Annotated in this window: 21 protein-coding genes and 1 pseudogene; 11 read left to right on the top strand and 11 right to left on the bottom strand. The window is 62.7% G+C overall.

The genetic code is table 11. From position 1 onward, the window contains the following. Nucleotides 1-6 precede the first annotated feature (6 nt). The 5 genes from B5P46_RS21590 to B5P46_RS21570 all read right to left on the bottom strand — a co-directional run bounded on the left by B5P46_RS21590 (nt 7) and on the right by B5P46_RS21570 (nt 5,560). Nucleotides 7-1,182 carry an MFS transporter gene (locus B5P46_RS21590; RefSeq protein ID WP_129420482.1) on the bottom strand — a complete coding sequence of 392 codons (1,176 nt, stop codon included), beginning with the start codon at nt 1,180-1,182 and terminating at the stop codon, nt 7-9. A gap of 94 nt (nt 1,183-1,276) precedes the next feature. After that, nucleotides 1,277-2,080, bottom strand: a complete 804-nt coding sequence (gene murI / locus B5P46_RS21585) for a glutamate racemase (RefSeq protein ID WP_129420481.1) — start codon at nt 2,078-2,080, stop codon at nt 1,277-1,279. Next, a complete protein-coding gene (locus tag B5P46_RS21580) occupies nt 2,061-2,891 on the bottom strand; it encodes an RNA methyltransferase (protein ID WP_129420480.1) in 831 nt (276 codons plus the stop codon). Before B5P46_RS21580 ends, murI begins: the two co-directional genes overlap by 20 nt. 4 nt (nt 2,892-2,895) lie before the next feature. Beyond that, nucleotides 2,896-4,935 carry an FUSC family protein gene (locus tag B5P46_RS21575; protein WP_129420479.1) on the bottom strand — a complete coding sequence of 680 codons (2,040 nt, stop codon included), beginning with the start codon at nt 4,933-4,935 and terminating at the stop codon, nt 2,896-2,898. Nucleotides 4,936-5,032: 97 nt separating this feature from the next. Further along, nucleotides 5,033-5,560, bottom strand: coding sequence for a hypothetical protein (locus B5P46_RS21570; RefSeq protein WP_129420478.1), 528 nt, complete (start codon nt 5,558-5,560; stop codon nt 5,033-5,035). Nucleotides 5,561-5,747: 187 nt separating this feature from the next. Here B5P46_RS21570 and B5P46_RS21565 point away from each other — a divergent pair, with 187 nt between their 5' ends. The 3 genes and pseudogenes from B5P46_RS21565 (at nt 5,748) to B5P46_RS21555 (ending at nt 8,180) form a co-directional block, all read left to right on the top strand. Continuing rightward, nucleotides 5,748-6,959: an NADP-dependent isocitrate dehydrogenase gene (locus tag B5P46_RS21565; RefSeq protein ID WP_094085842.1), complete on the top strand. Its 1,212-nt coding sequence runs from the start codon at nt 5,748-5,750 to the stop codon at nt 6,957-6,959. A 71-nt stretch (nt 6,960-7,030) separates the two neighbouring features. Beyond that, nucleotides 7,031-7,476: pseudogene (locus tag B5P46_RS21560) on the top strand (GNAT family N-acetyltransferase). A 77-nt stretch (nt 7,477-7,553) separates the two neighbouring features. Then, complete coding sequence (locus B5P46_RS21555) at nt 7,554-8,180, top strand: glutathione S-transferase family protein (RefSeq protein WP_077978289.1); 627 nt, start codon at nt 7,554-7,556, stop codon at nt 8,178-8,180. Nucleotides 8,181-8,253: 73 nt separating this feature from the next. On the opposite strand, the gene B5P46_RS21550 is transcribed toward B5P46_RS21555, so the two are convergent. The 3 genes from B5P46_RS21550 to recA all read right to left on the bottom strand — a co-directional run bounded on the left by B5P46_RS21550 (nt 8,254) and on the right by recA (nt 13,336). Then, nucleotides 8,254-9,105 (bottom strand): AraC family transcriptional regulator, encoded by an 852-nt coding sequence (locus tag B5P46_RS21550; RefSeq protein ID WP_129420477.1) that lies wholly within the window; start codon nt 9,103-9,105, stop codon nt 8,254-8,256. A gap of 328 nt (nt 9,106-9,433) precedes the next feature. Next, nucleotides 9,434-12,088: an alanine--tRNA ligase gene (alaS, locus tag B5P46_RS21545; RefSeq protein ID WP_129420476.1), complete on the bottom strand. Its 2,655-nt coding sequence runs from the start codon at nt 12,086-12,088 to the stop codon at nt 9,434-9,436. Nucleotides 12,089-12,241: 153 nt separating this feature from the next. Further along, a complete protein-coding gene (gene recA / locus B5P46_RS21540; RefSeq protein WP_026230491.1) occupies nt 12,242-13,336 on the bottom strand; it encodes a recombinase RecA in 1,095 nt (364 codons plus the stop codon). Between the two features lie 229 nt (nt 13,337-13,565). Here recA and B5P46_RS21535 point away from each other — a divergent pair, with 229 nt between their 5' ends. Together B5P46_RS21535 and B5P46_RS21530 are read left to right on the top strand one after the other, a co-directional pair. Continuing rightward, entirely contained in the window at nt 13,566-14,510 is a 945-nt protein-coding gene (locus tag B5P46_RS21535) for a carbohydrate kinase family protein (RefSeq protein ID WP_129420475.1), read from the top strand. 88 nt (nt 14,511-14,598) lie between these two features. Further along, nucleotides 14,599-15,525, top strand: coding sequence for a pseudouridine-5'-phosphate glycosidase (locus B5P46_RS21530; protein ID WP_026236929.1), 927 nt, complete (start codon nt 14,599-14,601; stop codon nt 15,523-15,525). A gap of 267 nt (nt 15,526-15,792) precedes the next feature. Here B5P46_RS21530 and cckA read toward each other — a convergent pair whose 3' ends face one another. Next, nucleotides 15,793-18,396, bottom strand: a complete 2,604-nt coding sequence (gene cckA / locus B5P46_RS21525; RefSeq protein ID WP_027667701.1) for a cell cycle histidine kinase CckA — start codon at nt 18,394-18,396, stop codon at nt 15,793-15,795. Nucleotides 18,397-18,696: 300 nt separating this feature from the next. Between cckA and B5P46_RS21520 the strand changes: the two genes are divergently transcribed. Further along, nucleotides 18,697-19,755, top strand: a complete 1,059-nt coding sequence (locus B5P46_RS21520) for a flagellar biosynthetic protein FliO (RefSeq protein ID WP_129420474.1) — start codon at nt 18,697-18,699, stop codon at nt 19,753-19,755. Nucleotides 19,756-20,183: 428 nt separating this feature from the next. Then, nucleotides 20,184-20,819, top strand: a complete 636-nt coding sequence (locus B5P46_RS21515) for a DUF1062 domain-containing protein (RefSeq protein WP_164986522.1) — start codon at nt 20,184-20,186, stop codon at nt 20,817-20,819. A gap of 63 nt (nt 20,820-20,882) precedes the next feature. Here B5P46_RS21515 and dksA read toward each other — a convergent pair whose 3' ends face one another. Next, nucleotides 20,883-21,302, bottom strand: a complete 420-nt coding sequence (dksA, locus tag B5P46_RS21510) for an RNA polymerase-binding protein DksA (RefSeq protein WP_003559816.1) — start codon at nt 21,300-21,302, stop codon at nt 20,883-20,885. Nucleotides 21,303-21,578: 276 nt separating this feature from the next. Between dksA and B5P46_RS21505 the strand changes: the two genes are divergently transcribed. The 3 genes from B5P46_RS21505 (at nt 21,579) to B5P46_RS21495 (ending at nt 24,700) form a co-directional block, all read left to right on the top strand. Continuing rightward, on the top strand, nt 21,579-22,073 hold the full coding sequence (locus B5P46_RS21505) for a SixA phosphatase family protein (RefSeq protein WP_129420472.1): 495 nt from the start codon (nt 21,579-21,581) through the stop codon (nt 22,071-22,073). 75 nt (nt 22,074-22,148) lie between these two features. After that, on the top strand, nt 22,149-23,624 hold the full coding sequence (locus tag B5P46_RS21500) for a YcjX family protein (protein WP_129420471.1): 1,476 nt from the start codon (nt 22,149-22,151) through the stop codon (nt 23,622-23,624). Further along, entirely contained in the window at nt 23,621-24,700 is a 1,080-nt protein-coding gene (locus B5P46_RS21495; protein ID WP_129420470.1) for a YcjF family protein, read from the top strand. Before B5P46_RS21500 ends, B5P46_RS21495 begins: the two co-directional genes overlap by 4 nt. A gap of 63 nt (nt 24,701-24,763) precedes the next feature. On the opposite strand, the gene B5P46_RS34530 is transcribed toward B5P46_RS21495, so the two are convergent. Next, on the bottom strand, nt 24,764-24,901 hold the full coding sequence (locus B5P46_RS34530; protein WP_164986521.1) for a hypothetical protein: 138 nt from the start codon (nt 24,899-24,901) through the stop codon (nt 24,764-24,766). A 9-nt stretch (nt 24,902-24,910) separates the two neighbouring features. On the opposite strand from B5P46_RS34530, the gene B5P46_RS21490 reads away from it, so the two are divergent. Further along, nucleotides 24,911-25,462, top strand: coding sequence for a hypothetical protein (locus tag B5P46_RS21490; RefSeq protein WP_003540146.1), 552 nt, complete (start codon nt 24,911-24,913; stop codon nt 25,460-25,462). Nucleotides 25,463-25,490 lie beyond the last annotated feature (28 nt).

Below are 25,490 nucleotides of genomic sequence, written 5' to 3'. Positions count from 1 at the left end.
AAGGCTTCACACCGCCTCGCGCTCGACGAGGTCGCCCGCCATGTCCTTCTGCGTCGGAATCAGCAAACGTGTGCAGAGCAGGCTGACGAAAAGCGGCACCAGCAAGACCGCAAGCCCCGCGCGCAAGCCCAGGAGTTCGCCGAGAAAGCCGATGATCGGCGGCCCGATGAGAAAACCGGTCAGGGCTGCGAAGGAGAGCGTCGCAACGCTTGAAGCGGGCGGGCGATCAGTCAGCGAAGCGACGGCCGTCACCGCAAGCGGAAACCCAACCGAGACACCGACACCGACTGCGGCAAAGCCGAGTAGCGCAAGCGGCGTCGCCGGTGCAAGGAGAACGACGAGCATGCCGGCAAGCGAGGCGATGCCGCAGCCACGGGCAATGGCAACCGCGCCGAAACGGCTTTTCATGTAATCACCGCTGAAGCGCCCCGCCGCAACCATGAAAGCGAAAACCGAATAACCGAGGCCGGTTTGCGCGCCTTCCGCATTCATGACATCGCGGAGGTAGACCGCCGACCAATCCGCGATCGCACCTTCGGTCATCGTCACGCCGAAGACGAAGGCGCAGATCCCGAGCAGAGCAAGACTGGGCAGCTTGAAGCCGGTCATTGCCTGCGAATTCTCCGCATGGTGACTTTCCGGCAATTTCGGCAGGCGCAGGCTGGCAATCAGCGCAGCCGGCAGGACGACGAGCGCCGTGATCAGAATCGACCAGTGCGGCGAAAGCCCGATGGCTATGGCACCAACGCCGATCAGGCTGCCGGCCATGATGCCGAAGCTCCAGAAGCCGTGGCAGCGGCTCATGATGATCAGCCCCGTCGCCTTCTCCGTCACATCGGCCTCGACATTCATGCCGAGTTCCACCGTCGAAAGCGCGACCCCAACGACAATCAAGGCGAAGAATAGAAGCATGGCGCTGGGCGCGAAGGCTGGAAGCGAAACCACGGCAAGAAAGAAGATGAAACCATAGATGATCGCCATGCGCCCGCCGATGCGCGAGACGAGGCGGCCGGCAAACGGAAGGGTGATCAGCGTGCCGATCGGCAATCCCAGAAGTGCGACGGCGAGATCGGCGGTGCCGAGTTCAAGCTTCGCCTGGATATCAGGAATGCGCGGCAACCAGGCGCCAAAGGCTATCGGCTGCAGAAAGAAGATCAGCATGACAAGTCTTTGCAGCGGCACGGCGCATCCCTATGTCCTGAGCGGCAAACACCCGCCCGCGATTCCCCGCGGAGATCTTGCGCGATGACATCGGTGAAATAAAGCGCGCAGTGCCTTATCGCGTGCTGAGACCGAAACCCTGCATCAGTCGGCGTGTCGCAAAGTCGGGATTGCCGGATGTAAAGACGGCAAAGTCGAAATTGTCGGGGTGAACGGCATCGGCGATCTGCGGAACGAGTGTGCGCGCCCGCCGGGCAATGGCTTCTGCCGGATCCAGCCAGTCCACCGGCCAAGGCGCCAGTCTGCGGAAGAGATTGGCCATGAAGGGATAGTGCGTGCAGGCGAGCACGACGATATCGGTCCTCTGACTGTCCTTCTCGACGAAGCATTGGTCGATTTCGGCAAGCACGGCGTCGTCGGAGACGGCATCACCGCGAATATAGGCCTCCGCCATGCGCGCAAGGTTCTCCGAGCCGACGAGGCGGACATGACATTGCTGGGCGAAGGACTGGATGAGATCGCGCGTATAGGCGCGCTTGACCGTGCCCGGCGTCGCAAGCACCGAGACCAGGCCGGAGCGCGTGCGCTCCGCCGCCGGTTTGATCGCCGGCACAGTGCCGACGAAGGTCATCTGAGGAAAGGCGGCGCGCAGGTCGGCACCAACAAGCGTGAAGGCGGTGTTGCAGGCGATGATACAGACCTCGGGGTCGTGCTCCTCGAGCAGCCGGCCGAAAAGCCCGATCACCCGCTCCTTCAGCGCCTGTTCCTCCCAGCCGCCATAGGGAAAGCCGGCATCGTCGGCAACATAGATGAAGCCGCGTTCCGGCATCAGCACGCGCGCCTCGCGCAAGACGGTCAGCCCGCCGATGCCGGAATCGAAGACGAGGACGGGTTTCAGCTCATGCGTCGGCACTGTCATCTGGCGGTATTTCCTTGGTCGCGGTCGGGAACCGGCCGCCGCGCGGGCTCTTGCGCGAGAATCGGTCAAGGGAAGAGATGACGCCGCGCAACACGCTGATTTCCTGCTCCGTGAAAGCCCGGCGGGATAAGACAGCGCGCAGATTGTCGACCATTTTCGGCTTTTTCCCGGCAGGATGGAAATAGCCGCGCGCATCGAGCGCTTCTTCCAGCTGGTCGAACAGGCCGAACAGTTGATCCTTGGTCGAAGGTGTTTGCCCCATCGCCTGGAAGGGCACGGCGCCGAGATCCTCCATGCCGGATTTCATCCATTCATAGGACATCAGCAGCACCGCCTGGGCGATGTTCAGCGAAGCAAAGGCCGGATTGACGGGAAAGGTGACGATCTCGTCGGCAAGCGCCACTTCCTCATTGGTCAGCCCCCAGCGCTCGCGCCCGAAGAGGATGCCGGTGCCCTCGCCGGCGCGGAACCTCGCCCGAAGCGTTTCGGCGGCGATGACGGGCGAGCGCACCGGCTTATAGCCATCGCGCTCGCGTGCCGTCGTCGCATAGACGAAATTGAGGTCGGCGACCGCCTGTTCCAGCGTGTCGTAGACTTTGGTTGCCTCGATGACGTGATCGGCCTTGGAGGCGGTCGCCAGGGCTTTCTCGTTCGGCCAGCCGTCACGCGGATTGACGAGGCGGAGTTCTGCAAGGCCGAAATTCGCCATGGCGCGCGCCACCATGCCGATATTCTCGCCCATCTGCGGCTCGACCAGAATAATGGCCGGGCCCTCGGCCAGAAGTTGACGCTCGCTGTTCGTGCCTGCCATGGTCTTATCCCTGTTTCGAGCGCGCAATAGCCTCGCCCGCTGCAAACGGCAAGACGTCTGCGTCAGGATAGAGCCTTTCCAGCGCCGAACCGATCATTTCGAGCCCCGGCCTCGCGCCTTCGCGCGACAGCGGCAGGTGCCGGCCTGTCATCCGCGACGCCTTGCGCTCGATGAAGAAACAGGTCGAGCCGCGCGGGGCCGCATCCTTCATCAGCGCCAGATCCGACGCGATCAGCTTCTTCAGATCGTCGGCTGTCGCCGGCGCTGCGGAACTCTTCGCCAGGATGCGCGCCCAATAGGTGCAGGAGAGGAAGATCGCCAGCGTCTGGCGGATCTGGCCCGGCCGCGTCACCACCGACCAGGACGAGCCGAGCGGCCGGGCGGCCACCGTCACGTCGCGGTAGCAGGCATCGATCTTCTGCGACAGCGTAATCAGCGCAAAACCGCTCTTGCCCTCGCCGATCGCGATCAACAACTCGTCCAGCGCCTGGAACCAGCGGGCGAGTGCCGCATCGAGCGCGCCGCGCGTTCGGGCCGGGAAAACGAGGAAGGCGACCGCCGTTCCGGCCACCGCGCCGATCATGGTCTCGCCGATGCGCAGCTTCAAGAGATCGAGCGTCAGCACCCCAGTCATGCCGTAGACCAGGCAAAGCACGATCGAGATGAAGAAGGTCATTGTCGCATAGGAAACCTGGAGGAAATAGAAGGCGAGGAAGATGCAGACAGCGGCGACCGGAATGGCGATATCAGGCTCTCCCGAAATCAGCGTCGCCAGCACGAGGCCGATCGCAATACCGAATACCGTGCCGAGCGAGCGCGACAGCGCCTTCATCGCCGTGTCACCGCGCGAATTGGTGTTGGTGAAGACGAGGAAGGCAGCAAGCACCGCCCAGAACCAGCGCTCGCGCGACAAGAGCAGGCCGAAGCCCATGGCGAGCGCCGAGGCGAGCGTGATCTGCAGCGCCGAGCGCAGCAGCGGATTGGCGAATGAAAAGTCGATCTTCTCAGGCTGCGCCGTGTCCTTGACGGCATCGATGCCGGCAAAGCCGGAAGCCTGCCCCTCGCCAATCGCCTGCGTCAATTGCTGCCGCGCCTCGCCGAGCCAGAGCAGCGCCCGCACGGTTTCGCCTTGCGGCTCGTCCTTGATGGCTTCGGCCATCCCCTCATAGGTGGCGAGCTCCGCCTTGTCGGCCTCTATCACGGCATGGACGAGCGCAAAGGGCGGCAGGCTCTGGAAGCTCACCACGATCGCGCTCTCGGCGGCGAGATGCGCATCGAAGAGCCGGATCGCGAGTTCCGCGGCGGGATTGGAAGCACCGTCGAAGACGCCGGCCGCGGGCCGCGGGATGAAGGTCTCGGCCATCAGCACCACTTCCTTCAGCCGGTCTTCCAGCTGGCGCAGCTCCTGCCGGTCGGCCTCGCCGATATGACCGCTGCCGGCAAGGGTGGCGAGCTTGAAGAGGATCTGGTTGATGCGCCCCCTGACGCTTTCGAGCGAGCGCAACAGATCGCGCCGCCAATCGTCGGGCAGAAGCACCGCCCTCACCATATGGCCGACCAGCACCGCGACGACGGGGCCGGCCGCCACATCAGGCAGCTCGGCAAGCGAAGGCTGGAAATAGGCCCCCATGAAATAGGAGGTGAAGGCGAACATGCCGATCGCAAAGCCGCGCGGCCCGAACACGCGGCCCGCCGATGCGAGCGCGATCACCACCAGGAAGACGAGATCGGAGAGAAAACGGCGATCCTCGAGCCCCGCCGCAATGCCGACGACGGCAAGGCTCGCGACACAGCCGAAAAGCCGCGTCACCAGCTGGCGCGAATTGCCCTTGTCGCGCACCGCCACCCCGCCCTCGATCGACAGCACGATGCCGAGACCGAAGGCCGCCGTCGGCAGCGGTACGATCAACATCTGGATGGCGAATAGGATGGCGAAGGAGAGGACGATCGTCAGCGTCACCCGCGAAGCCATGCGCAGGCGCGAAAGCGCCGGATCGTCGGCAAGCAGCCAGTCGCGGAACTGAAAACCGGAAAACAAATGCAAGAGCCCCTCCTGCCGCAGAAGGATCGACAGATACCGCCGCAAGAACGGAAATCAAACCGCCCGAGAGCGAATCTCGATGCTCTCGAATGTCGCGCGCCTATTGGCCCTTGGCAATCAGCGCCATCGTCGTCTTCAGGGAATCGCGCGCCTGCGTTTCGATATTCTCGGTGACGATATCGTCGATGACGGGCTTTCCGCCTTCCTCGACCACCTCGAAACGAACGGTCGTATAGTCCTTGGCATCGGGCGCATGCGAGCAGGCGGATTTCTTGAAGCGCACGGTCACCTCGGCCACGCCGTCGACCACAGGCGCTGCCACCATCGTCAGATCCTCCAGCGGGCAGGCATCCTGGCCGTTGACGATGACGTCGTAGTCGAAGGGCGATATGCCGTCGTCGTCGACGGCGGGAAACTGCGCCGCCGCCTGGTATTTCGCGACGAAGTCGCGGCTGTAAAGATGGTCGAGCCGGCTCGCGTCGAAGATGTCGGTCCAGTCGCTGTTGTTGTCGGCCCAGTTGCTCCTGGTCGCGTCCATGATCTCCTTCACGGGAGCGATGATGTCGGCGGCGTGGCTGATGCCTGAAAAGGCAATAAGGCTTGCGATAACAACGGCGATTGTCTTCATGGTCGGATGTCCGGAGCGGCAGATCGAGGCGGACACTAACCAAATTCCGGCACTTGGCAATGGCGGCAAAAACGCATTGTCGTACCCCTTGCAGCTTTGCGTTCCCAGTTCACAATGCTATAGCGCTCCGGATCATATCACCCACCCGGGACGCCCGTCCCCATTGAAGCTCGAACGAGGCAGATACATGAACAAGATCAAGGTCGCCAATCCCGTCGCCGATCTCGACGGCGATGAAATGACGCGCATCATCTGGCAGCTCATCAAGGATAAGCTGATCCATCCGTATCTCGACCTCGACATCGACTATTTCGACCTCTCGGTCGAAAACCGCGACGCCACCAACGACCAGGTCACCGTCGATGCCGCCAACGCCATCAAGAAGTACGGCGTCGGCATCAAGTGCGCGACGATCACGCCGGATGAAGCCCGCGTCAAGGAATTCAACCTCAAGGAAATGTGGAAGAGCCCGAACGGCACGATCCGCAACATCCTCGGCGGCGTTATCTTCCGCGAGCCGATCATCTGCAAGAATGTGCCGCGCCTGGTTCCCGGCTGGACCAAGCCGATCGTCGTCGGCCGCCACGCCTTCGGCGACCAGTACCGCGCCACCGATTTCAAGTTCCCCGGCAAGGGCAAGCTGACGATCAAGTTCGTCGGCGAGGACGGCACCGTCATCGAGAAGGAAGTCTTCAACGCACCGGGCGCCGGCGTTGCCATGGCCATGTACAACCTCGACGAATCGATCCGCGAATTTGCCCGCGCTTCGATGATGTACGGCCTGATGCGCAAGTGGCCGGTCTATCTGTCGACCAAGAACACCATCCTCAAGGCCTATGACGGCCGCTTCAAAGACATCTTCGAGGAAGTCTACGAGACCGAATTCAAGGATCAGTTCAAGGAAGCAAACATCACCTACGAACACCGCCTGATCGACGACATGGTCGCTTCGGCGCTCAAGTGGTCCGGCGGCTACGTCTGGGCCTGCAAGAACTATGACGGCGACGTCCAGTCCGACACGGTCGCTCAAGGCTTCGGTTCGCTCGGCCTGATGACCTCGGTTCTGCTGACGCCCGACGGCAAGACGGTCGAAGCTGAAGCCGCTCACGGCACGGTCACCCGTCACTACCGCCAGCATCAGAAGGGCCAGGAAACCTCGACGAACTCGATCGCCTCGATCTTCGCCTGGACCCGCGGCCTGGCGCACCGCGCCAAGCTCGACGACAATGCCGAGCTCGCCCGCTTCGCCGCAACGCTCGAAAAAGTCTGCGTCGACACCGTCGAATCCGGTTTCATGACCAAGGACCTGGCGCTGCTGATCGGCCCCGACCAGCCGTGGCTCTCGACCACCGCCTTCCTCGACAAGATCGACCAGAACCTGCAGAAGGCCATGGCGTAAGCCGGCCTTTCCAAGATAACATCGAAGCGGCGGGGATTTCCCCGCCGTTTTCATTTTGGGAGAATGAACCGATGACGGCCATCCTGCGACCGCTTGAGCCCTCGGACCGCGCCGCTTGGGAACCCCTATGGGAGGCCTATCAGCGCTTCTACGAAGTGGTCATCCCGCTCGGAACCACGGCTCTCACCTGGGCTCGCTTCCACGATCCTGACGAACCGATGCACGCGCTCGGCGCCTTTGACGAAGATGGTCGTCTCGTCGGCATCGTCCATGCCGTCTTTCACCGCTCCTGCTGGCTGCCGCAATGGACCTGCTACCTGCAGGATCTCTATGTCGACAACAGCCAGCGCGGGCTCGGCACCGGTGCCGCATGATCGAGGCCGTCGCCGACCTCGCCCGCGCAAATGACGCAGGCAGGCTCTATTGGATGACCCACGAGACAAATGCAACGGCCCGCCGGCTCTATGACAGGATCGCCGAGCGCTCCGGTTTCATCCAGTATCGCAAGCCGCTCTGACGATTGGGGCTTGCAGGCAGACATCGCTGCCCTATTGATTCCGTGGGACGGAAAAACGGGAACACGAGGAGGACGTCATGACCGAAGAATTGGTATTCTATACGAACCCGATGTCGCGCGGCCGCATCGCGCGCTGGATGCTGGAGGAGATCGGCCAGCCCTATCGCACCGAATTCCTGACCTTCGGCGAAACCATGAAGGCGCCGGAATATCTCGCGGTCAATCCGATGGGCAAGGTGCCGGCAATCCGCCACGGCGACACCATCGTCACCGAATGCGCGGCGATCTGCGCCTATCTGGCCGAGACCTTCCCCGAAAAGGCGCTGGCGCCGAGGCCGGAGGAGCGCGCCCGCTATTACCGCTGGATGTTTTTTGCCGCCGGTCCGCTCGAATCGGCGGTGACGATGAAGGCTCTCGGCTTCGAAATTCCGAAGGAACGCCTGCGCATGGCCGGCTGCGGCAGTTTCGGCGACGTCATGAACACACTCGAGAAAGCCGTCTCTGCTTCGACCTACATCACCGGCGAGCGTTTCACCGCCGCCGACGTCTATGTCGGCTCCCATATCGGCTGGGGCATCGGCTTCGGCGGCATCGAAAGACGCCAGGCATTCCTCGACTATGTCGGCCGCATCAGCGAGCGCGAGGCCTACAAGCGGGCAAACGCCCTTGATGACGAAGCCATCAAGACCATGCAGGCCGCTTGAAAATTCCAGGCCGCGGAAGGGCGCCTGACCGTCCAGGGACGCGGCAGATCCGCCGCGCCCCCGATCGACGACTTTAGACAAGCGGCATGTGAATATCCGTCAGAAGCTCGGTCGGCGGCACCTCGCGCGGATTGTTGAGATATTCCTCGAACATGACCCTGTCCTTCAGCTGCCGGCCGGATTTCGGCAGCCATTCGGCAAAGAGCCACTGATAGGACTTGGACATGTCGGCATACGGACCCCTGTGGCGCAGCACCGCATAATTGCCGCCGTCGATCGTGCGCCGCTCGAAGGGTGACGCCGCCGGCACTTCGGCAGCGCCGGTGACGCAGGCGATCGAGCGCAGCTTTTCCTCCGGCACAAGATCGGGATCGTCGAGATAGACGCCAATCATCCGCATGTCGGGCTTGGCGAGGCCGCGGGCGTAAAGCGTGCCGAACAGCGTCTCGAAGGCCTTGTCGATCTGCATGTAGGAACCGGTATGGGCAACGCCGATCAACTCGATCGGCCCGATCTCGCGTATGGTAACGTCTAACATGGCTTTGGTCTTTCCGTTAGGTGAGGGCTCATAGGCTGTGTGGCTTCCCTCTTTCCGATAGCGGGCCGGCGGCATGCCGTAGACCGACTTGAAGATACGATTGAAGGATTGGAGATTGGGATAGCCTGATCGCTTCGCAATTTCGCTGACGGCAAGCTCCGTGCGGACGATCTCGCCCGCCGCGCGATGCAACCTGAGCCGCTTGACGGTGGCCGCCAGCGTCTCGCCGTAAATCGCCCGGTAGATCCTGTGCCAGTGATAGCTCGACATGCAGGCAATCTCGGCAAGGCGCTCCATATCCAGCTCCTCGTCGAGGTGGTCGTGAATATAGGCCGAAACCCGTCTCAGACGGTTTTCATAAAGTGCCCATGCCGTGTCGCCATTCATGTCGGAACCTCGTGCAAATCGATCGGCTTGAGAGAACCATAGTCCGATTTGACAAATCCTGCTGACTTGCTGGCTCCGGAGCACCAAAGTTCAAGAGAGCCTCATTCTGAGGCGCCCCACAGGGGCCTCGAAGGACGAGGTGGATGCTCCGGCATCACCCCAACCTCCCTCATTCCTGTGCTCGTCACAGGAATCCAGTGCGCCCAAGTCCTTGGGCGCGAAAGACTTTTTCTTTAGGTATTGATTCATTCACGGCGCGGACGCGCCGTGGCCGGATTCCTGTGACAAGCACAGGAATGAGGGAGGTTGGGGTGACGTAACCGGCAGTTCAGCCGGCAAGTGCCACGGCAACCGCCTCGATCGCTTCATCGGCCTTCGATCCGTCGGGGCCGCCGGCCTGCGCCATGTCGGGGCGGCCGCCGCCGCCCTTGCCGCCGAGGGCGGCAGATGCGATGCGGACGAGATCGACGGCGCTGTAGCGCTGCACGAGATCCGGTGTCACCGCCACGACGGCACTTGCCTTGCCGTCGCCGGACACGCCGACGAGCGCAACGACGCCGGAGCCGATGCTGGTCTTGCCGTCATCGGCAAGCCCCTTCAAATCCTTGGGATCGACGCCCGAAATCGCCTTGCCGAGGAACTTGACGCCGGCGACTTCGCGCACGGCATCGACCGAGCCGCCCTGCCCGCCGCCCATGGCAAGTTTGCGCTTGGCGTCAGCCAGTTCCTTTTCGAGCTTGCGGCGCTCGTCCATCAGCGCTTCGACACGCGACAGCACTTCGCCCGGTTGCACCTTCAGCGAGGCGGCAAGCGTCTTCACGCGTTCGTCCTGTTCGGCCAGATATTCGCGCGCCGATTCGCCGGTGACGGCCTCGATACGGCGAACGCCGGCGCCGACGGCGCTTTCGCCGAGAACGCGGATCAGGCCGATCTGGCCGGTGGCCCCGACATGCGTGCCGCCGCAGAGTTCGATCGAATAGGGCTTGCCGGCCTTGGCGCCGCGCACGCCCTCGCCCATCGCCACGACCCGGACTTCATCGCCATATTTCTCACCGAACAGCGCCATCGCGCCTTCGGCGATCGCATCGTCGACGCTCATCAGCCTCGTGGTAACCGGCGAATTCTGCAGCACGATCTCGTTTGCCATATCCTCGACGATCCTCAGCTCCTCGGTCGACATCGGCTTCGGATGCGAAACGTCGAAACGCAGGCGCTCGGGCGCGACCAGCGAACCCTTTTGCGCCACATGGGTGCCGAGCACTTCGCGCAGCGCCTCGTGCAGCAGGTGGGTCGCAGAATGGTTGGCGCGCAGCCGCGAACGGCGGGCATGATCGACCGTCAGCACGACCGCATCGCCGTCCTTGAACACGCCGTCGATGACAGTCCCCTGATGCACGAACAGGCCTTCGCCTCTCTTCTGCGTATCTGAAATCTCGATCCTGCCGTGGTCGGACGAAATCACGCCGGTATCGCCCATCTGGCCGCCGGATTCGCCGTAGAACGGCGTCTGGCTGACGACGATCTGCACCTTGTCACCGGCCTTGGCCTCGGTCGAAACCGCGCCCTCTTTGACGATCGCCTGCACGACGCCTTCAGCCGTTTCAGTGTCGTAGCCCAGGAATTCGGTCGCACCGTGTTTTTCCCTAAGCTCGAACCAGACGGTTTCCGTGGCCTTCTCGCCGGAACCGGCCCAGTGCGAGCGGGCTTCGGCCTTCTGGCGCTGCATCGCATCGGTGAAGCCGGAGATGTCGACGCCGATCTCACGGGCGCGCAGTGCGTCCTGCGTCAGATCGAGCGGGAAGCCGTAGGTGTCGTAGAGCTTGAAGGCGGTCTCACCATCCAGCATATCGCCCTTGGAAAGATCCGTCGTCGCGTCCGACAGAAGCGACAGGCCGCGTTCCAGCGTCTTGCGGAAGCGGTTTTCCTCCAGCTTCAGCGTTTCTGAGATCAGCGCCTCGGCGCGCACCAGTTCCGGATAGGCGCGGCCCATCTGCTGCACCAGCGTCGGCAGCAGCTTGTAGACCAGCGGTTCCTTGGCGCCGAGCAGCTGCGCATGGCGCATGGCGCGGCGCATGATGCGGCGCAGCACATAACCGCGGCCCTCATTCGACGGAAGCACGCCGTCGGCGATTAGGAAGGCCGAGGAGCGCAGGTGGTCGGCGATGACGCGGTGGCTGGCGCTGCCTTCCGCCTTGACGCCCATCGTGTCCTCGATGGTGCCGATCAGCGTGCGGAAGAGATCGGTGTCGAACACGCTCTGAACGCCCTGCAGAATGCAGGCCATGCGCTCCAGCCCCATGCCGGTATCGATCGACGGGCGGGGCAGCGGGTTGCGAACGCCAGGTGCGGTCTGCTCGAACTGCATGAAGACAAGGTTCCAGAATTCCAGGAACCGGTCGCCATCTTCCTCCGGTGAGCCCGGAGGGCCGCCCCAAACATTCTCCCCCTGGTCGATGAAGATTTCCGAGCACGGGCCGCAGGGGCCGGTATCGCCCATCTGCCAGAAATTGTCAGAGGTCGAGATGCGGATGATCTTGTCGTCGGAAAAGCCGGCGATCTTCTTCCACAGCGTCGCAGCTTCCTCGTCCTCGGAATAGACGGTCACCAGCAGGCGGTTCTTCGGAAGATCGAAGCCCTCGGTGACGAGCTTCCATGCAAGCTCGATCGCATTCTCCTTGAAATAGTCGCCGAAGGAGAAGTTGCCGAGCATCTCGAAGAAGGTCAGGTGGCGTGCAGTATAGCCGACATTGTCGAGGTCGTTGTGCTTGCCGCCGGCGCGCACGCATTTCTGCGAAGTCGTCGCCGTCGAATAGGGACGCTTTTCGAGGCCGGTGAAGACGTTCTTGAATTGCACCATGCCGGCATTGGTAAACATCAGCGTCGGGTCGTTGCGCGGCACGAGCGGGCTCGACGGAACGATCTCATGGCCGTTCTTCTTGAAATAGTCGAGGAAGGTCGACCGGATATCGTTCACACCGCTCATGCTATGCCCTTCAATGCTGCCGGAGGCAGGTAAATTAAATTCATCGGCTTTTAACGTTCGCCTCCGCCACTGTCCAGCAGACAAACAAAACCGGCCGCATTCTCATCAGGAATGCGGCCGGTTGGAATTGTCCGATGAGTTCAAGCGCGAAAATTACATTTCCGCAGCGGCATCGCCATCACCGTCATCCGGGTCCGGTCCGCCGTTCTGCAGGAAGCGGTCGGCGATCAGGCCAGCATTCTGGCGCAGCGACAGTTCGATCTCGCGGGCGAGGTCCGGATTGTCGCGCAGGAAAGTCTTGGCGTTTTCGCGGCCCTGGCCGAGACGCTGGCTGTTATAGGAGAACCAGGCGCCAGATTTTTCGACGATGCCGGCCTTGACGCCGAGATCGACCAGTTCGCCGGTCTTGGAAACACCCTCGCCATACATGATGTCGAACTCGACCTGCTTGAAGGGCGGCGCCATCTTGTTCTTGACGACCTTGACGCGGGTCTGGTTGCCGATCACCTCTTCGCGCTCCTTGACCGCGCCGATGCGGCGGATGTCGAGGCGCACGGAGGCATAGAATTTCAGCGCATTGCCGCCGGTCGTCGTTTCCGGCGAACCGAACATAACGCCGATCTTCATGCGGATCTGGTTGATGAAGATAACCATGGTGTTCGACTTGGAGATCGAAGCGGTGAGCTTGCGCAGCGCCTGGCTCATCAGGCGCGCCTGAAGGCCGGGAAGGCTATCGCCCATCTCGCCTTCGATTTCGGCGCGTGGCGTCAGTGCGGCGACCGAGTCGACGACGAGAACGTCGACGGCGCCGGAGCGCACCAGCGTATCGGTGATTTCGAGCGCCTGCTCGCCCGTATCGGGCTGCGAGATCAGAAGGTTCTGCAGGTCGACGCCAAGCTTGCGGGCATAGACGGGATCGAGCGCATGTTCGGCATCGACGAAGGCGCAGATGCCACCCTTCTTCTGCGCTTCGGCAATCGTCTGCAATGCAAGCGTCGTCTTACCGGAGCTTTCCGGCCCGTAGATCTCGATGATGCGGCCCCTCGGCAGGCCACCAACGCCGAGTGCAATATCGAGGCCAAGCGAGCCGGTCGAGATCGTCTCGATCTCGACAACATTCTCGTTGGAGCCGAGTTTCATGATCGAGCCCTTGCCGAACGACCGCTCTATCTGTGAGAGTGCCGCTTCAAGCGCCTTGCTTTTGTCCACCGATTTGTCCTCTACCAGCCGCAATGAATTCTGAGACATCCGATCCACCTTTAGGTTATTGAAGCCGCTCAAGCAATGTCGAGTTTGTACCCTATTTGTTCCATTCTCGCAATAGGCTATCAAACAGTTGAAAGAAAAAGGTAAAACGACACGTGTTCTGCATTTGTTTTATCAATGAAAAGCAACGACTTAGGCCAAAAGTGCCGACTCGGCCGCGGCAGGGCGCACCATATCGATTCGTCCTTCGGGCATCGGGAGAGCGGATCGGATGAAGAAAAAGATTCTTGTTCTCGGCGGTGCCCATATCGACCGGCGTGGCCGCATCTCGGGCGAGACAGCGCCTGGCGCCAGCAATCCCGGCACCTGGTTCGAGGAGCCGGGCGGCGGTGGCTTCAATGCGGCGCGCAACCTCGCAAGGCTCGGTTTTCAGGTGACGATGATCTCGCCGCGCGGCGGCGATCCGATGGGCGAGACGGTCGGAGAAGCTGCCGATTTCGCCGGCATTGACGACCGGCCCTTCGTCTTCCTCGACCGCAAGACGCCGAGCTACACGGCGATCATCGAGAAGGACGGCAATCTGGTGATCGCCCTTGCCGACATGGATCTTTACCGCTTCTTCGTCCCGCGGCGTCTCTCCATCCGCTGGGTGCGGGAGGCCTTCGGCGCCCATGATTTCGTTCTCTTCGACGCCAACCTGCCGGAAGAGACGATCGCGGCGATCGTCGCAAAGGCACATTCGCTAGGCAAGCCCGTTGCGGCAATCGCCATCTCGCCGGCCAAAGTCGTCAGGCTGAAGCCCTGCATCGGGGATATCGACTACCTGTTCCTGAATGAGGCTGAAGCGGCCGCCCTTGCCGGCGAGCAGCCGGAAGACGCCGCCGGCTGGCTACCTTTGCTGAACGAGATCGGTATCAGGAACGCCGTCGTCACCCGCGGCCGGCGTGAGCTCGTCGCGCTTTGCGAGGGCCGCGCCGTGACGCTGCAGCCGCCGATTGCCGACACCGTCGCCGATGTTACGGGTGCCGGCGATTCTCTTGCGGCTGGCACACTCGCTGCCTTGATATCAGGCCTGCCGCTCGAAGAAGCCGTCCGCCACGGCACTGCGGCCGCCATACTGACCGTGCAGTCGCGGCACGCCGTCAACGAAAATCTGACGCCCGATCTGCTGGATGAGGTGCTTGCCCTTGTTCCCAAGGTCAGAATTCTGCATTGAAGCGGCTAATTAAATAGTTGAGCATGATGTCGTCTGAAAACAGCTCACCCTTTTCGGCAACATGCTCTGTCGATCACAGGACAAGACCATGACCAAGCCCATCTCCCCTCTTCTGCCGATCGCCTATTCGAAGGAAGTCGCCAGCGCCAAGCAGCGCGGCGCGCCGCTGGTGGCGCTGGAATCGACGATCATCACCCACGGCATGCCCTATCCCGGCAATATCGAGATGGCCCGCAGCGTCGAGGCGATCATCCGCGAACAGGGTGCGGTGCCGGCAACGATCGCCGTCATTCACGGCACGCTGCACATCGGTCTTGAAGCCGCGGAACTGGAGCAACTCGCCAAGGCGACCGAAGTGATGAAGGTGTCGCGCGCCGATCTCGCCTTCGCCATCGCCGAGCGCCGCACCGGCGCCACCACGGTCGCGGCGACGATGATCGCGGCGGCGCGCGCCGGCATTCGTGTCTTTGCCACAGGCGGCATCGGCGGCGTGCATCGTGGCGCCGAGGAAAGCTTCGATATCTCAGCCGACCTCGAGGAACTGGCGCGCACCGGCGTCATCGTCGTCTGCGCCGGCGCCAAGGCGATCCTCGACATTCCGAAGACGCTGGAAGTGCTGGAAACCCGCGGCGTGCCTGTCGTCACGTATGAGAGCGAGGAATTCCCCGCCTTCTGGTCGCGCTCCTCGGGCATCCGCAGCCCGCTGTCACTGAACAGCCCTGCCGCAATCGCCAATTTCCAGACGGTGCGCGAGCAGCTCGGCATCGACGGCGGCATGCTCGTCGCCAACCCCGTGCCCGAGGCCGACGAGATCGCGCGCGAGGAGATGGAAATCTATATCGAGCGGGCGCTCGACAGCGCCGAGCGCGACGAAGTCACCGGCAAGGCGGTCACACCCTATCTTCTATCGACCATCTTCGACCTGACCGATGGTCAGAGCCTGAAGACCAACATCGCGCTCGTCGAGAACAACGCGCGGCTTGCTGCTGAGATTGCGGTGGCGCTGGGTGAATGAGGATTGACGGGGCTGGACGGAATCGCCTTATCAGATAGGTGGTGCCGTTCCAGCCCCCTCTGCCCTGCCGGGCATCTCCCCCACAGGTGGAGAGATGACAAGCGGCGAAATCTTCCCGCCACATCAACGTCTCGCTGCATTACAAAGGATACTTGGTTGGGGAAGCCGGTGCGCCCAGGCGATCTCCCCACCCGTGGGGGAGATGCCCCGGCAGGGCAGAGGGGGGCTTGCACGGCACAACGCTCGCCCTCCAGTCTCACTTCTCCCTCACCCGTCCAACGTCTCCTTCACCACAACAGCGAGCTGCTTCAGCGAAAACGGCTTCGGCAGGAAACCGAATTTCGCCTCCGGCGGCAGGTTGCGGGCAAAGGCATCTTCTGCATAACCGGAAACGAAGATGAATTTCATGTCGGGATAGGTCTTGCGCAGCTCGCGCAGCAGCGTCGGGCCGTCCATTTCGGGCATGACGACGTCGGAAACGACGATATCGACCTTGCCGTCGAGTTCTTCCAGGATGCTGAGCGCCTCGACGCCCGAGCCCGCCTCGTGCACGGTGTAGCCGCGCGTTTCCAGCATACGCTTGCCGCCGCGGCGCACCGCCTCCTCGTCCTCGACGAGAAGGATGACGGCCGATCCCGTCAGGTCCTCTGGCTGCTGCGGCGATACCGGCAGCGGTACCACTTCGGCCCCGGCGATGGCGCCGTCGATCGAGCCTGCTTCGGCGGCCACTGCCGGCTCTGGGATGTGGCGCGGCAGGAAGACCCGGAAGGTCGTGCCTTTGCCGACTTCGGATTCCGGCTGGATATAGCCCCCAGACTGCTTGACGATGCCATAGACCATGGCGAGGCCAAGTCCCGTGCCCTTGCCGACATCCTTGGTGGTGAAGAAGGGCTCGAAGATCTTGTCCATGATCTCGGGCGCGATGCCGGTGCCGTTATCGGCGACTTCGACAAGCACCATATCCTCGGCCGGCATGTAGGAGTAATTGAAGGCCGAGACCTCGGCGGCGGTCAGATTGCGAGTGCGCAGTGTCAGCGTGCCACCCTCGGGCATCGCGTCGCGCGCATTGACGCAGAGATTGATCAACACTTGCTCGAACTGCGAAAGGTCGGTTTTGACAGGCCAGAGGTCGCGGCCATATTGCACGTCGAGCTTGACATTGGTGCCGGAAAGCAGCCGGTCGACCAGCATGCGCAGGTCGCCGACGACATCGGTAAGGTTCAGCACCGAGGGCCGCATCGTCTGCTTGCGCGAGAAGGCGAGCAGCTGGCGCACCAGCACAGCGGCGCGGTTGGCGTTGCGTTTGATCTCTATCAGGTCGGCGAAACTGGCATCGGCCGGCCGCGCCTGCAGCAGCAGATGGTCGGAGGAAAGCAGGATCGCCGTCAGCACGTTGTTGAAATCATGCGCGATACCGCCGGCGAGCGTTCCCACAGCATTCATCTTCTGCGTCTGCGCCATCTGCGCTTCCAGCGCCTTCTGCTCGGTCACCTCGACGGCATAGACGATCGCTGCCTCCTCGGGCGCCTCGTCGCTCTGGTCGATGACGGCATTGACATAGAAGCGGAAATAGCGCGCCTCGTCGGTCGGTGTGCGGGTGTCGAGGGGCGCAATGTCGCCTTGCCGATCCTTGGCCGCCGCTAGCGCCGCGGCCAGCTGTGGCCGGTCGCTCTCCTGCACGATGGTTTCAAGATGCGGCGCCTTTTCGAGATCGTCGCGCGAGACGACGCCGGAGAACATCTTCAGGAACGGCGCGTTGGTTCGCAGGATGCGCCCGTTGCCGTCGACCGAGGCGATCGCCATCGGCGTATTGTTGAAGAAGCGGGTGAAGCGCATGGCGGCGGCCGAAGCGGACTGGCCGCCAGCATCGCTCTTTTCACGCGCCAGCACGATCGTCCGGCTTTCGCCGGGTGCGCCGTCGCGCATCGAGGTGACGCTGTGGATGATCTGCACCGGCAGGCTCTGGCCATTGCTCTTGCGCAGGTCGAGATCGAGCGTCACGGTCTTCTTCAGGCCGGGTTCGGCCTGCACCGACTGAATCAGCGCCAGCCCCTCGCCCGCCACGACGTCGCCGATCGTCATCGAGCCCGGCACGAACTTGGTGAGGTCGAGGCCCAGCCACTCGGCAAGCGTCGCATTCAGGTAGAAGATCTCGCCCTTCCTGCCGGCGGAAAAGAAGCCGGCCGGCGCATGGTCGAGATAGTCGATCGCGTTCTGCAATTCCTTGAAGAAGCGCTCCTGGTCGTCGCGCTCAGTGGTGATGTCGGTGATCTGCCAGATCTGCAGCGGCTTGCCGCCGTTTTCCTCCGGCTGCAGCAGCCGCGCCTTCAGCCGGTACCAATGGGCGCCGGAGCTGTTGCTGCCAGGCCCGACGGCGCGCAGAAGGCGGAATTCCTCGCGGCCTTCCTTGCCTTCGCGCAGGCCGTTGACCAGCCTGTAGAGCGCCTCGTTGGATTCGCGGTGGCGCGACAGCAGCGTTTCCAGCGTCTGCACCTCGGTCGCCTTGCGCGCGCCGGTCAGCGCGCCATAGGCGGCATTGGCATAGATGATCCGGCCTTTTTCGTCGGTGATCAGCGTACCGTCGGGATGGCTGTTGAGGAAGGCGCGCGCCAGGCTGTCGGACTGGTGCTGCGGCATCACTTCGATGAAGCCGATGACCGAAGACACCAGGAAGAAGATGCCGACCATGGCGAGCACGCCGAGACCGCCAAGCACCACCTCATTGTCGAGCGACTTTTTGAAGAAGACGAAGGCGCCGGCAGCCGCGATCAGCACGAGCGCCAGCAGAAGAATGCGCAAGACCGTGCCAGAACGCCCCCCACGATCCACAAGCGGTGCGTTATAGTCGTCGGCCTGACGCGGTTTCGTCATGTATTCCTCACATAAGCCCTCCCGCTTCGTAGCACGAACACGAAGCAGGAATCAGGCACTCTTTCCTTCTTAGCAATTTGCCGCGCCGGCAAAAACACCGCTAGCCGGCAAGACTGCTTGAATTCACAGGCAACAGCGCCATCTGCCCCAGAAGCCCAACGCTGCCACCCGTCCGCAAGGTCGCCCGGGTGCCAGGCAGCGGAACACGAAATCGCGTACTCCCGTCACTGGACAGCACCGGCGGCCCTTGCCTAAGGAACGGAAAAGTCGTCAATATGTGCCGAATGCGAAATGGAGTGAGTGACTATGTTGGATGATGTTGTCGGAGCTTATGGCAGCCGTTTCCTGCTTGCCGCCGGTGGCGTCGGTCTGGCGCTTCTCCTGCTCATCATCGTGCTCTGGGTGATCCGCAGCCGGGCGCCCTCTCCCTTCGTGCGCGGCGGCCGCAACCGCCAACCACGCCTGCAGGTGCTGGATGCCGCAGCCGTCGATGCCCGTCGCCGGCTGGTGCTGGTGCGCCGCGACGATGTCGAGCACCTGATCATGATCGGCGGCCCAAGCGATATCGTCATCGAAAGCCGCATCCTGCCGGCAGCGGCCGAACAGCCGGACAGCGCCAACCGCCCGCAGCCCGTCGAGCCGCGTCCGATATCCGTCGCGCGGCCGGAAACACCGCCGGTCTCGCCAGCGCGCCCGCCGGTCGCACCCCGTGTCGAGCCGGCCGCCGAGCCCACTTTCTCTGCGCCGGTTTCGCCAGAGCCGCGCCCGCGCCCAGAACCGTTGGCCCAACCGCCGGCCCCGCCGGCCGTGGCACCGCCGGTGGTCACGAGCCCTCTTCCGGCAGAGCCCGTGACAGCTCCGCTGTCGGCCGAACGCGACAATCCTCTGCGTGCCGTCCCGCCCCAGCCGCGCCCGCTGGAGCGTCCCGCCGCCCCCCCAGCCGCGCAGCCCGGACCGTTTCACGATGCCTCAAGTGCCGCCGAGATCCTCGATGCCGCCCGCCAGCGCGTGTTGCCTCAACAGCGAATCGAACCCGAGGTCTCCGCCCCGCCTGCCCGGGACATGCCGGCGGCCGCACGCGCCGCACCTGCAACGGCCGAAGACGAGGCGGCTGCGCAGTCGGCAGCGGCGACCCGTCAAGATTTCCAGCGGGTGCTGGAAGAGGAAATGTCGAACAATCTGACGGCCGAACGCATCGTGCCGGCGCCGGCAAACCAGGCACCCCGGCCCGGAACGCCGCAACCCGGAAACCTGCCGCGCCGCGATCCGGAAATGGCCCCGATCACCGGCGCCGATACCGATCTGCAAAAGGAAGTCGCCCGCATCTTCGGCGAGATGAGCGTCAACCGCGACAAGTGATCGGGTGCGACAAGTGACCGGGGCGCGACAAGTGAGCGGAAACGCACGTCCGACCTTCCTTCATCACCAAGTTGCATAAAAGCCGCAATGCGGCGACTTTCAGTTCCCGATGCGTCAGGGACTCCATCTTGTGCTGATAATTTGTTATCGCTCCGGTTGAAGAGCGTTGGCGCATCGAGGTCATACTTTGCCTAAGTAAATACCGGTCTCACTCCAGTTTCACCCGTACTGCCGGACAGCGACACGCTGACGGCGTATGAACATGTTCATCGGGTGGTGGCGAGAGACCGGTTTGGCATTGTTGACATGTGCCATGTGCAGCTCCGCTGTCTCAGCTCTTCCGCCGCCCAGAACATCGCCACACCGCGCCCGCAAGGGCTTTCTCACGCATCATCCTGGTGGACTTCCGAACGGAAGACCAACACGATATGTGCAATACCCTTCGGGTCCGATGGACCATTCTGCCGAAAACAGCGCCCCAGCCCTGGATTGTATGCAGCGGCTGCGGGGGCCTCAGAGCTTTCCGATGCAGTGACAAGATCCGGCTCAACGCCAATGGCCGCAAGCTCGATGCCTGGCTTATCTACAAATGCTCGACCTGCGAAAAGACGTGGAACCGTCCGATCTTCGAGCGTCGGAATGTTCGCGACATCGATCCCGCAGTCCTCGAGGCGTTGCAGTCCAACGATCCGGATTGGATCCGGGCAGAAGCGTTCAACCTCGAGGCTCTCAGGCGCAAGTCGCAGCGTGTCGACGAGTTTGCCGAATTTGAAATCGCAAAAGAGATGCAGCAGGAAATTGCCAATTGGACGAGACTGGAAATCGAACTGATGGTCCCGGTTCCAACAAGCATGCGCCTCGACCGCCTGCTGGCGTCCGAGTTGCAAGTTTCACGCACCCGGCTACAGGCTCTTCACGATGGTGGCATGCTGCGGACGGATTCGAATCGAGCCGACGTTTTGCGGCGGCGGATCAAGAACGGCACCAGGGTTGCAGTCGACGTCACCGCCGAGACCGGCCGGGAGCAATGGTGGAGGTCTGTGGCGACCGGAAGCTCACCGTAATTATAAAAAGCGCCGCGATCTGATCGCGGCGCCTATTTTGCTCTCATGCCTGCATGAAAACTCTCATTCGTCGCGATAGACCTTTTCGCGGCGTTCGTGACGTTCCTGCGCCTCGATCGACAGTGTCGCGATCGGGCGGGCGTCGAGACGCTTGAGGCCGATCGGTTCGCCGGTTTCCTCGCAATAGCCGTAGGTGCCGTCGTCGATGCGCTGCATTGCCGCGTCGATCTTCGAAATCAGCTTTCTCTGCCGATCACGGGCGCGAAGTTCGATCGCCCGATCTGTTTCCGACGACGCCCGGTCGGCGAGGTCGGGATGGTTTGCGCTTTCCTCGGCCAGATGGTCGAGTGTCTCACGCGCTTCTCTAAGGATATCATTTCTCCATGCAACCAGCTTGGCCCTGAAATAGGCACGCTGGTTTACGTTCATGAACTCTTCCTCTTCCGAGGGAACGTAATTGCTAAGATCGATCTTCTCACTCAACGCGATTCTCCTGAAGAACATCTCATCTGGCCGGGTGTATATCCCAAGCGCTAGTCGCGATTCAAGCCAAATACGACAGGTAAACAGATTTTTAAATCTGTTACAATTTTCGGCTAACGATCTATTTTGTCATGGTTATTCCGGCCGCCGTTTTTTGCTTCGCCTTCAAAACGCCGTGTTGTCAGCCACGTTTTAGGCATTTGCGGCCTAGCTGGCGATTGACGGCGACCAACCGCAACCGCTACTGAAAAGACCCGCCCGATCCTGGATTTGCCCATGACCGTACCGCTGCCTCCGCCCAACCGCATCTATCTCCTGCGTCATGCCGAGGCCGCCTGGGCCGAACCCGGACAGCGCGATTTCGACCGTCCGCTGAACGAAAAGGGCTTTGGGGATGCAGAGATCATCGCCGATAAGGCCGCCGACAAGGGCTACCGTCCCGATCTTCTGATCAGTTCGACGGCGCTGCGCTGCCGCGATACCGCCGGCGCCGTCCACCGGGCGATGGGCGTCACGCTCGACGTGCGGTATGTCGATGCGCTCTACAACGCCACGGTCGATACCTATCTCGAGATCGTCGATGCGCAGGATGAGGCGGCCGTCATGCTGGTCGGTCACAATCCGACCATGGAGCAGGTGCTGGAGGCGCTGATCGGTCACGAGGCGATGGCAAGCGCCCTTCCCGGCGGCTTCCCGACGGCAGGCCTTGCCGTCGTCGATTACGACGCTTCCGTCGCCGTCTGGCGCCTCGCCGATTTCGTGGTTGTCTGAAGACTTTCGCGCCGCTTCTTTTGCGGGCGGCGTACCTTTCCTATATTGCCGGCAGTCACCAACCGGAATCGCGCCTTGCCGCCACGCCTGACATCTTTTGCCGATGACGCCCGCATCGCCTTCGACAATCTCGCCGATCGGGCGAGCGGCCTTGTCAATCCGACCGTACGGCTCGGCGTCACCGGCCTCTCCCGCTCCGGCAAGACGGTCTTCATCTCCTCGCTGGTCCATAATCTGTTGAATGGCGGCCGCCTGCCGCTGTTCGAGCCGGTCCAATCTGGCCGCGTCTCGGCGGTACGGCTGGAGCCGCAGCCCGACGATGCCGTGCCGCGCTTCCAATACGAGGACCATATCCGCGCGCTGGTGAAGGACCGTATCTGGCCGGATTCGACCCGCGCCATATCCGAACTGCGCATCACACTGGATTATCAGAGCGCCAGCGGCTGGAACCGGCTGTTTTCGCCCGGCCGCCTGTCGATCGATATCGTCGATTATCCCGGCGAATGGCTGCTCGACCTGCCGCTGCTCGGCAAGGATTATCGCACATTCAGCGAGGAGACGATCGCGCTTGCCGAAACCGGCATCCGCTCCGAGCTGTCACGGGAATGGCTGGCGCTGACGCGCGCCACCGATATCCAGGCCGGCGCCGACGAGATGGTCACCCGCGACCTCGCCACCGCCTTTGCCGCTTATCTCAAGGCCTGCAAGGCCGACGAACGCTCGCTTTCCACCCTACCGCCTGGCCGCCTGCTTCTGCCCGGCGATCTCGACGGGTCGCCAGCATTGACCTTCGCGCCGCTGGCTCTGCCGCCGGACGGCCGTCACAGCCGCGGCTCGCTCTGGACGATGATGGAACGGCGCTACGAGGCCTACAAATCGGTGGTCGTCAAACCCTTCTTCCGCGAGCATTTCGCCCGGCTCGACCGGCAGATCGTCCTGGTCGATGCGCTGCAGGCGATGAACCGCGGCCCTGAAGCCGTGCAGGATCTGGAACGCGCGCTGACCGATGTGCTCGCCTGTTTCCGCCCCGGCACCAATTCGCTGCTCTCCTCCCTGCTCGGGCGCCGCATCGACCGCGTGCTGGTCGCCGCCACCAAGGCCGATCATCTCCATCATGAAAGCCACGACCGGCTCGATGCGCTGACCCGCCGCCTGGTGGATCGCGCTATCGACCGCATCGGCATGGCCGGCGCCGGCATCGACGTCATGGCGCTTGCCTCCGTGCGCGCCACCCGCGAGGCGACCGTCAAGCGTGACGGCCATGAATTGCCGGTCATCGTCGGCACGCCGATGGAGGGCGAAACCATCGCCGGCGAGCGTTTCGACGGTGAGAGAAAGACCGCGATCTTCCCCGGTGACCTGCCGGAGGATCCCGAAAGCCTGTTCGACCGCATCGCCTCGGGTGTAACAGGCCTGCAGCTGCCCGATGTCAACGTCGTCAGGTTCCGCCCGCCGCATCTCGAAGAAACCGGTGGCGGCATCAAGCTGTCGGTGCCGCATATCCGCCTCGACCGCGCCATGCAGTTCCTGTTCGGAGACCGTCTCGCATGAGCAAGCCCCCGTCCGATCCGCCGCGCCGCGCGCCCGCCGCCTTCATCTATGAGGACGAAGCCACCGAGCGGCGTGACAACGGCCGGCAAGGAGGTGAGCGGCGCAAGCCGGAAAGCTTCTCGGAGAATATCGTCGTGACGCCGGATGAGGACGATCCCTTCCTCAATCCCGACAAGGATCTGAGCGCGGTCCCCGTTGCAGCGCCGCGCAAGCGCCGGACCTCCTTCGGCAAGATCGCCGCCGGCGCCTTGGGCATCCTGCTGTCGCTCGCCATCGGCCTCTGGACCGATAGCCTGATCCGCGATCTCTTCGCCCGCGCCGACTGGTTGGGCTATGCCGCCCTTGCCGTGCTCGCAGTCGGCATCCTCGCCGTACTGGCCCTCGTCATCCGCGAGACCATCGGCATGATGCGCCTTGCCGCCGTCCAGACGATCAAGGCCGAGGCAGACGCGGCGATGCTCGAAACCCGACCAGTGAAGGCGCGCGCCGTCGTCGCACGCCTTACCACGCTCCTTTCCGCCAATCCGGAGACGGCGAAGGGCCGCGCGACGCTGAAGGCGACCGAGGGCGAGGTCATCGATCCCCCGCATCTGATCGCGCTAGCCGAGCGGGAACTGCTCGCTCCGCTCGACCGCAAGGCCCGCGCCCTGATCGTCAACGCCTCGAAGCGCGTCTCGATCGTCACCGCCGTCAGCCCGCGCGCGGTAGTTGACCTGCTCTACGTGCTCTATGAGGCCGTGCGCCTCATCCGCGCCATGGCCGAGCTTTACGGCGGCCGGCCCGGCACGCTCGGCATGTTCCGTCTGTTGCGTGACGTGCTGGCGCATCTCGCCGTCACCGGCTCGATTGCCGTTGGCGACAGCCTCGTCCAGCAGGTGCTTGGCCATGGACTGGCCTCGAAGCTTTCGGCACGACTGGGCGAAGGCGTCATCAACGGCCTGATGACCGCCCGCATCGGAATCGCGGCAATGGATCTCTGCCGTCCGCTCGCCTTCCGCGCCCTGAAGCGGCCGGGAATCGGCGATTTCATCGGCGATCTCACCCCCTCCATGTCGCCGCGCGGCAACAATCCTTGAACGAAGCAGCGAATAACCAGATTTCGCTTGCCCTAACGTAATACTGAAGAAATTTCAGTCGATTCAAGGCTCTAGTGACGATGTTTTAAAATCAATGCCGCGCAAAAGCCCTGTATCGCCTTGCATTTCGGCACAATCGAAAGAAAGGATTAACCATTCTTCGGCAAAACTTGCAGCCAGTTCGTGAGTGGTGTTTGCCAAGGAAAATCCATGTATTCGCGCAAGTTTCTCATCGTATGCGGCTTGGCCGCCGCGGCATTGTCTCCCGTCGCAGATGTCGCACCGGCAGCCACCGCTGCAACCCGTGACAAGGCCTTCTTCGATTCCGTCGCCGGCTCCTGGAAGGGCCCCGGCGAAATCGTCGCCGGCAAGTACAAGGGCACGAAATTCACCTGCAACCTGATCGGTGAGCCCACCGGCGACAGCAGCGCCGGCATCAAGCTCGACGGCACCTGCCGCGTCGGCGTCTTCAAGCAGCCGATGACCGCCGTCATCTCGCAGTCGGGCTCGAGCTACAAGGGCAAGTTCCTCGACGGCGCCGCCGGCAAGGGCCTTGACGTCGTCTCCGGCGCCGTCAGCGAGGATACCGTCGTTGTCGGCATCAACCGCGCCAAGCTGAATGGTGCGATGATTGCCCGCGTGCGCGACGACAAGACGATGAACGTCACCGTTTCGGTCAAGGTCGAAAGCCAGATGATCCCGGTGATCGGCCTGACACTGACCCGCCAGGTCGACGAGATGGCCGTCGGTTCCATCCAGTAGACAAACCGCACAGCGGATTTTCCTGAAG

The organism is Rhizobium leguminosarum (assembly GCF_004123835.1).
Lineage (GTDB): Bacteria > Pseudomonadota > Alphaproteobacteria > Rhizobiales > Rhizobiaceae > Rhizobium > Rhizobium leguminosarum_M.
Note: the sequence above shows the minus strand (reverse complement) of the source record. Positions and strands in the feature narration are given on the sequence as shown.